The organism is Rhodococcus aerolatus (genome assembly GCF_054783215.1).
On the sequence record NZ_BAAGQZ010000063.1, the window covers coordinates 1 to 8,011 of the forward strand.

The window sequence follows — 8,011 nt, forward strand, 5'->3', positions numbered from 1 at the left end:
GTGGCCGTCTCACCTCACGACGCCACGCCCATCAGCGAAGCCGTACACCACGTCCCTGGACGCAACTCGACGCGGAGATCACCGCATCGGCGGGTTTCGTGGTCATCGCAGGTGACCGACACACGCCGGAAGACGCCCGCCGGTTCGCCTGGTGCCTGCTCGCTGCGGCCGGGATCGCGGACGACGCAGCCTGATGCGGCGCGGCGTGTCTGCGGCCATCTTCCGAAATTGACTGCCACTGTGACGGGTGTGACCGAAGTGGAGCACCGCAAGCTGGGGCGCCCGCACAAGGGCGACCGCCACATGACCTCTGTTCGTCTCCCCCAGGCGGTCTATGAGGAGGTCCAGCGCCGGGCAGCCGAGCGCGGGGCGCACGTCAGCGGGTACTTGGCCGACCTGGTGTCGGTGACCTTGGGCCTACCCGAGTACGCCACCGAGACGCGACAGGAGCAGCTGCCGATGACGGGTTAGCAGCCGGCGGCCGGAGCGTCGCCCCTCACAACTCCACACATCGCACCTAGGTAACCCCTAGAACGCCGAAAACCCCTCCTTGGCGGGAGGGGCTCGGACTCGGACTAGGGCCGTTTGAGTTGGCGCTCAAACAACCGGGTGCTTCATCCCCGAAGGGAACTTGCCGTGCCAGGCAGTTCTCAGGGTAGCGCGCACCCTGAATCAGGTCCAGACCAGGACCTCACCAGGGGCGGGCGTGTCGCTTCCGGCAGCACGTCGACCCCTCCCCTCCCCCGCCGACGCGGCGCGACGTCGTCGACGGGACCAGTCTCGCGGCGCGACTCCACCCGCCCCGAGGCGTTCACCCCGGCCCGCCCGGCGCCGCGCCGGCAGCTCCCCCGCGACGCCTGGTCGCGGTTGCCGTGCTGGTGGTCCGCCGAGAGGTGGGTCGACCACGTCGACGCCGTCTACCGGCGTCACTACCTGTTGCTACGCCCCCAGCTCGTCGCCCTCACCGGCGGCGGGCTCTCCCGGCGGTCGCTGCTCGCCGTCGCACGGGCCCACGCCGACGCAGCGGACTTCCGCACCGGCCGCGGCTCCCGCCCCCTGCTCGGCACCACCGGCGGCCCCACGGGGCTCACCCACGCCACCGGGCTCGGGGCCCGCACCGTCACTCGAGCCCGAACGTTCCTGCGCCTCGCGGGCCTCGCCACCGAGGTCGCCCCCGGCCGGCACCGCACCCTCGACGAACGACTCGACGCCTGGCAGCGGGGCAACGGGGGCCGCGGCTGGTGCGCGGACTACGCCCTGCACCCCAGCACCACCCACCCCGCCTCACAGGCCCCGGGGGCTGTGGACAACCCCCGAACCATCAGTGCTGGTCAAGACACAGATGGCACCCCACCCCGTAGGGGTGCAGTTAGTACTCCCCCTTCCGGTGATCACGAGGTTTCTACGAGCGAACAGCGCGAACATCGAGGCGCTCCGCGCCCAGCCACGACCAAAAACCGGCGATCCCGACGACGGACGACACCCGACCCCAGGGGCCTGCTGCTGGCCACCAGGTGGGCCAGGAACCCCGACGCGCCCGCCTGGGTCAAAACCCTTCCCCCAGGGGTGTGGGCGGCGCTGCTGGCGCTACCAGCACGCCACGGGTGGACCGACCGCGACCTGGTCGCATTGCTGGCCGACCACCTGGCCACCGGACACCGCATCCCCACCCGACCGGACAGCCCGATGGGGTTCCTCTCCTGGGTCCTCACCCGCCACGGCGACCTCGACGACCGACCCTGCGCCCTCGACGACGCCCGCCAGGCCGAGGAGTTGGCCGCGGCCGCGGCCCGGAAGGCCGCGGCACGCCGCGACCACGCCCAGCACCTCACCGACCGCGCCACCGCCCAAGCAGCACTCGGCGGCACCGGCCACACCGCCGCCCGAGACGCCGTAGCGGCGATTAATCGCCGTCGGCGAGGTGGGGTCTGATGCCTGCTTGGTGTGGGTCAGTTGGTGCGGCGGGGGGTGCGGGCCTCGAACAGGGCGACGCTGCCGACGCAGCGCACGACCACGTCCTCGAAGTACTTGCGCAGCTCGGCCTCTAGGCCGTCGCGGCTGTCGCCCTGGTTGTTGAAGGCGCCGAGCCGCTGGTAGGCGCGCATGACCAGCCGGGCGGGCGGGGTGTGATGGACCCCGGTGCCCAGCACGGTGGCACCGAAGAACACCCCGTCGTCGGCGAGCTTGTCGGCGAGATGGCCGAAGGCGATGCCCTTCTCGGACCAATCCCCCGGCACGCAGTGGAACAGGTGGGTCGCCCCGATCGACCCGAACCCTGGCGGGACGTCGTCGAGCGGGGTGAGGACGTCGGCCTCGATCGCGGTGGGCGCGAGTCGGGCCAAGGCCTTCTGTGAGACCTCGAGACTGTTCGGGTTCAGGTCCACCAACGTGATCGACGTCGGGGGCATCGCGAGGCGGTCGAGGTACCAGCCGGTCCCCGGGCCCACGTCGAGGTGCGTCGGGGCCACGTTGTCGCGGTAGGCGGCTAGTAGCTCGTGACGCGGGCACCGCCAGATGAAGCTGTTGGACAGCCGAACGACCCCGAGGTTGTAGACCCCCAGGATCAGCCGGGTGTACGCGCCGGCGCCAGTGGTGTCTGTGCGGGGGCTAACCATCACGCAACCGTATCGGGTGTCAACCGGACGATCGCGGCGATGAGGTCACTGGTCGGCTCGTCCACGATGTGGGCGACGGCGGTGGTCCTGATGGACTCCCCGGCCGTGGTCTTGAGCCACAGCTCGGTCGTCAGGTCCTCGTCGAAATCGAGGGCTTCAAGCCTCTTCCGGTCGAACGGGTTGGGGCTTTGCTCGTAGTCGATCGTGGCGTTCAGGTCACCGTCAGCCGGCCACGCCACCTCGGGCAGGCCCTCGTACATCCACCGAATGACCCATGGCCCAGCAAGGTTCATCACCGCGACCTGCTGGCGGCCGCCGGCAAGCAGCTCCCCGAACAGGGACCGCGTCGCGGTCGGGGCGTCGGCGAGCGTGCTCATGGCCAGGCTGTGGCCGCGCCAGATGCGGCTGCCGTCCTCGTAGACCAGGCGGCCGTAGGACTGCAACGGTGCCCATCCGCCGTCCTTCTTGACCGACCAGCGCAGTCCACCGAGGGTGCCAGCCTCGGCACCAACGAAGTCGTTGGTGATCTTCACCATCGTCACGACGTCGTCCGGGTGCACGGCCGACGTGAACTCCGTGAGGCTGTACTCCTGATCGACCTTCCGGCCGTCGGCCCACACCTCGGACAACGCGCCGGTCGCCTTGCTGGTGCGCTTCTCGTAGTCAATGTCGAAGCAGTCGATCGGCGGAAGGGCCGGCGGGTCCCCCGCCCCGGCCCACACCGCCACTGCGTGCACGGCCCCGCTGGGGCCGACGTAGGGCTCAGCGATCACTGTCACGTCACCAGGACCGGGACGCTCGATCCGCTCCGCCACCGCGGCGGCCTCGCGGGCGAGCTGCTGGTACCGGGGGCCGTCGGCCTTGCCCAACACGCGCAGCGGCGAACGGGCCTCGTAGGCCACGTCGCCCGCCAGCATCACCTTCTCCGAGCCGGGGAGACCAACCTCGAACAAAACCCACCCGGGGCCGGGCTGCCAGCGCGCACTCACTGTCACCGTCTCGCTCCCCCAGCTTCGTACTCCGCAGACCAGCAAACCTGACCACTGAGCCGGTGATCCGGTGGCGGACAACGTCCGAGCGACGGTCCGAAACTACCGCGGAGTGAGATCCCACGATCACACACCGTCCCCGACACTCCGTGTGGCATGCAGTCCTTCTCGCTCGAAACTGCCCTCGGAGGGTCGGCCCTGCAACTCCCGCGTCTGTTGCCGCGGCACTAACAGCGCAAATAACAGCGACAATATCGCTGACAGCACAGGCACCAGCCGTGTCGGCAGTAGGTGGAGCGAGGTAGCGCACGCAACGACGCCAACCTGGCACCACGCCAGGACTGCACTACTGGCGCGATGCCTGTGGGTACGGCGTGGCTCCACTACCTGCGGACTGCTGGCGTTCATGCTGACGCCGATATCGGCGACACGATGGAGGTAGGGATGCGGCGGATAGTGGCAGTCGCGAACGGCAAGGGCGGGGTGGGCAAGACAAGCCTGACCGCTGGCCTCGCCGGCATGGTCGCCCACGCGGGTTTTCGGGTGCTCACCGTGGACGCTGACCCGCAGGGCAATCTGCGTCGCGACCTGGGTTACGAGGCGACTGACGGTTCGGAGCTGGCGAGTGCTGTGGTGCGGGGAAGCGCGGTGGAGCCGATACGTGACGTGCGACCGAACCTGGACTGCATTCCGGGGGGTCCTGCGCTGCATGATCTCGCTCCCACCTACCTGAGCCGGGCGATGCGGGGGGAGACCTTGGGTGGGCTCGGTGCGGTGCTGAGCGATCTACGGCCGCACGGGCGGGCCCACGAGCATTACGACCTGGTTTTGATCGATACCCCGCCGGGTGAGGTGGTGATTCAGGACCTGGTCCTGGCCGCGTCGAACCATCTGATCATCCCGACGCGTTCGGATGAGGCTTCATTGGATGGTCTCGAGGCGGTCGCGGACCGGGTCGCGGCGGCCAAGGTGGGCAACCCCGACCTTGCCCTGCTGGGTGTGGTGCTGTTCGGGGTCAGATCGGGTAGCACCCGCCTGCAGGCGACGGTGCGTGACGCGCTTGGGGAGATGCTAGGAGGTGTTGCCCCGGTGTTTGAGACCACCATTCGTTACGTGGAGTCCGCGGCGGTGGACATGCGCCGTCGGAGCTTGCTGCCCCACGAGCTGGAGAGCGCCCAGCCGAAGGAGCAGAGTGCGATCCTGAGTCGGCTGCGCAACAAGCAGAAGGCGAGCACGGCGGGGGATCTGCTGAACCGCAACGCCAGCGGGCTCGCTGGCGACTACGAGGCACTGGCGAACGAGGTCATCGACGCGGTGAACGCGGCCGAGGCGCGGCTTGTGGTGGCGGCCCGGTGAGCGGGGGACGGGCTTCGCTGGCGGGCAGGCTTGCCGGGACGGAAAGGCCCACGCGGGGGGCGGGGTTGGTCGGCCGGCTCACGCCCCTCGCCGGGGACGCGGCCCCGCCCCCGCCCGAGCAGCGGGATGCCGTGCCCTCGGGGGCGGCGGGGACTCCTGTGGTGCCGGTGAGGCGCCGCGGCGGCCCGCCGCGGTCCACCGTGGCCTCGGCGTCGGGGTCGCGGCCGGTGTCGGTGGCGTTGGACACCGAGGTGCGGGAGGCGTTGCGGGCGTACGCCGCGCGCACCCAGCTCACCCAGCCCACCGTGGCGTTGCGCGCGGTGCAGGCGCACGCCGGGGAGCTGGCGGGGCACTGGCGGCGGACAGCCGCCCCGGAGCCGGGGTCGTTGTTCGAGGGGGCCGGAGCCCCGCCGCGGGTGGGGCCTGCGCGGTCGACCGCGCAGATGAAGCTCAGCGACGTCGACGTGGACACCCTGGCCGACCTCGTCGAGCGGTGGGGTGCCCCGTCGCGGTCGGCGCTGCTCAACGAGGCGCTGCGCCGCTACCTGACCCCACAGCAGCAGACCCCGTAACCGGAGCGCTGCCCCGGCGGTGCAGCGGGGGGAAGCGCTCCGGGACGTCACCGCCGTCTGGCGGGGTGCTATCCGAGGTCGGGGTGGTCGCCCGTGTCTGCGGCGGGGGTCGGGGTGGTGAGGGGGTCGGGGTGCAGGGTGCGCAGCCCGACGTCGACGACGCCGCCGGCGAGGTCGGTGAGGGTCGCGGTGGTGGCGGTGGGGATCCCGTGGACGAGCCAGGGGCGGGGTTGGCGCCCGCGCAGCACGGTGGTGCCGGGGACGGGGAGGTGGCCCTCGACCCCGGTGGTGTGCACCACGTGCAGGGCGGTGCTGTCCGCGGCGACCGCGATGAGGGTGGCGGCGTCGTCGGCGTCCGCGGTCTCGGGGACTGCCAACGTCACGAGCACGGTCACTAACCGCTCACCCGGTTTCACCTGGGGCAGTGTCCACCCCCTCGCGGGTTGCGGCTGGTGCCCCAGCTACCTGTGGGGGTCGCCGACGTTGTGGCGGGGGGTCGGTGGACGGGTCGTGCTGCGTCATGGGCACCGTTGCTGGGGTGGGTGTGCGTGGGTTGACGACGCGGGAGCGGGTGACGACGCCGGAACGCACGGGGACCCCGGGGATGGGAGCTCTCCCGGGGTCCTCGAGCACGAGCAGCCTGGTGACCAAGCGTGCAGCGGGGTGCCGTGTGGGTGGCCTCGGCGCCGACCGGGAACCGTCTCCCGGTCGCGCAGGCCCACGGCGCGGTCTGGCAGGCGCGCGAGGCGTGGGTGCCGGACTGCTCGTGCTGGGAGCCGCGCCGGGGGGAGGGACCTTCTCCTCCGGGCCATCCGTGGCCGGCCGGGACTCCGTACGACCCGTTCTACTCCGTGACCCAGGTCACATCAAGGAGGGTCAGGCGGGGCCGACAAGGTGGTGGCGGGGGTGTTGACAGTGCTGGTGGCCGGTGCTCAAAATATCCGGCACACACAGGAGTCGATCAGGCGACCGCACGAGGCGGCGCAGCAGGTTTCACCGCAGCAGGGTTCGGCAGTGTCACCGCAGCAGGCACGGTGCAGTGGTCGAGATGGTGGTCCGGTTCAGAGCGGAGGTGGTCGCCGCGAGGCACATCATCAGCGGTTCTGTCGTGTGAGGTCTTCTTCCGTCACGGGGGCCCGGTCGCTTCGGCGACCGGGCCCCTTCCTCGTGACAGCGCACCGACGCACCCGGTGTGGGCCCGTCACCGCGAGGTGGTGGCGCGCCGCTCCCCGGGCCGCCGTTGTGGTGCTGATGCCACTGGGAGCGCTGGTGACGGGGGAGCGGCCCCGGTGGGGCCGAGACGGGACCGGGGCCGGCACGAGACCCGTGTGCCGGCCCCGGTGCAGCTGGCCGGGCCCTCCCGCTCCTGCGTCGCTCCCGGGCCCCGGCGGGTTTTTTCCCCGGCCGCCCGGCTTCGCCCAGGGTGGGCGCCACCCCAGGGCAGGGGCCCGATGAACCCGGACCACCCCATCCGCCGACCCGGGCCTCGCTGCGCTCAGTCGCTGCGCGAGGCCACCGGATGGGGTGACCCGGAACCCCCGCGCCTCGACCTCCGCAGGCTGCGGCCGCCCCTGGGGCGGCCCCTGGAGCACTGCGTGCTCGGGCGGCCCGGGGAAACGGTTGCAGGACCTACCTGCTGATCCCGGTGCCGGTTGTCCTGGGCGCGAGATGCCCGTGGAGGCACGCCATGACCGAGAACACCACCAGCCCCGTCGTGATAAGCAACGCGGTCGACCTGGTCGCCGCCGTCCCCGCCGTCCTCGGGTTCACCCCGGAGCGCAGCCTGGTCGTGCTGTCCTTCACCGGGACCCGCCTCGGGATGGGGGCCCGGGTCGACCTGCCCCGCACCGCCGAGGACACCGCCCAGGCGGCGGGCGCGCTGGCGCAGGGGCTCGGCGCCGCCAGCCCCGTCGCGGTGGTCCTGGTGGGCGACGTCCCCGCCACCCACCTCGTGGTGGGCGCCCTGCGGGGGGTGTTCGCCGAGGTCCGCGACGTCCTCACCGTGGCCGACTTCCGCACCGGGCGCACCGTCCGCGACGAGCACGGCACCCCGGTGGGGTCCCTGCCCGATCACCGGGGCACCGACGTCGGCTTGGCCCACGCCGTCGCCGGGCGCCCCGCCGCCCCCAGCCGGGACACCCTCGTGGCCGAGATGGCCGAGGTGCAGGCCCGCCCCGAGGCGCAGTCCGTCGCGGACACCCTCACCGACCCGACCGCCCGGGACCGGGCCTTGTTCGTCGCCGTCACCGACCGCACCGCCCGGGACCGGTGGGTGCGCATCGCCACCCAGTCCCGGGGTGAGGGGCGGGCCCGGGTCGCCGCCCTGCTCGCCGCCGCCTGGTACGCCACCGGCGACGGGCCCCGCGCCCGCATCGCCGCGGACGTCGCCCAGGACATCGACCCCGCCAACAGCCTCGCCGGGCTCGTCGGGGCCGGCCTGGACAGCGGGGTCCCCCCGCACGTGTTCCGGGAGGTCATC

Annotated in this window: 9 protein-coding genes; 6 read left to right on the forward strand and 3 right to left on the reverse strand. The window is 72.0% G+C overall.

The genetic code is table 11. The annotated features are described in order from the left end of the window. The 3 genes from ACYVOF_RS20115 to ACYVOF_RS20125 all read left to right on the forward strand — a co-directional run. A partial coding sequence (locus ACYVOF_RS20115; protein WP_460869713.1) for a hypothetical protein occupies positions 1-194 on the forward strand: 194 nt, incomplete at its 5' end. 55 nt (positions 195-249) lie between these two features. Continuing rightward, positions 250-471 (forward strand): toxin-antitoxin system, encoded by a 222-nt coding sequence (locus ACYVOF_RS20120; protein ID WP_460869714.1) that lies wholly within the window; start codon positions 250-252, stop codon positions 469-471. A gap of 1,095 nt (positions 472-1,566) precedes the next feature. Next, positions 1,567-1,932 carry a hypothetical protein gene (locus tag ACYVOF_RS20125; RefSeq protein WP_460869716.1) on the forward strand — a complete coding sequence of 122 codons (366 nt, stop codon included), beginning with the start codon at positions 1,567-1,569 and terminating at the stop codon, positions 1,930-1,932. 17 nt (positions 1,933-1,949) lie between these two features. On the opposite strand, the gene ACYVOF_RS20130 is transcribed toward ACYVOF_RS20125, so the two are convergent. Both ACYVOF_RS20130 and ACYVOF_RS20135 read right to left on the reverse strand, forming a co-directional pair. Continuing rightward, the gene (locus tag ACYVOF_RS20130) at positions 1,950-2,615 is read right to left on the reverse strand and encodes a methyltransferase domain-containing protein (protein WP_460869718.1); all 666 of its coding nucleotides are present in this window, start codon (positions 2,613-2,615) and stop codon (positions 1,950-1,952) included. After that, a complete protein-coding gene (locus ACYVOF_RS20135) occupies positions 2,615-3,604 on the reverse strand; it encodes a GAF domain-containing protein (protein WP_460869720.1) in 990 nt (329 codons plus the stop codon). The genes ACYVOF_RS20130 and ACYVOF_RS20135 overlap by 1 nt, the downstream gene beginning before the upstream one ends. 456 nt (positions 3,605-4,060) lie before the next feature. Here ACYVOF_RS20135 and ACYVOF_RS20140 point away from each other — a divergent pair, with 456 nt between their 5' ends. Together ACYVOF_RS20140 and ACYVOF_RS20145 are read left to right on the forward strand one after the other, a co-directional pair. After that, complete coding sequence (locus tag ACYVOF_RS20140) at positions 4,061-4,960, forward strand: ParA family protein (RefSeq protein WP_460869722.1); 900 nt, start codon at positions 4,061-4,063, stop codon at positions 4,958-4,960. A 167-nt stretch (positions 4,961-5,127) separates the two neighbouring features. Continuing rightward, positions 5,128-5,532: a hypothetical protein gene (locus ACYVOF_RS20145; protein ID WP_460869724.1), complete on the forward strand. Its 405-nt coding sequence runs from the start codon at positions 5,128-5,130 to the stop codon at positions 5,530-5,532. Positions 5,533-5,600: 68 nt separating this feature from the next. Here the strand turns inward: ACYVOF_RS20145 and ACYVOF_RS20150 are convergent, their stop codons facing one another. Further along, entirely contained in the window at positions 5,601-5,915 is a 315-nt protein-coding gene (locus ACYVOF_RS20150; RefSeq protein ID WP_460869726.1) for a hypothetical protein, read from the reverse strand. Between the two features lie 1,304 nt (positions 5,916-7,219). Here ACYVOF_RS20150 and ACYVOF_RS20155 point away from each other — a divergent pair. After that, on the forward strand, positions 7,220-8,011 hold a 792-nt coding region (locus tag ACYVOF_RS20155; protein ID WP_460869728.1), incomplete at its 3' end, for a DUF4192 domain-containing protein.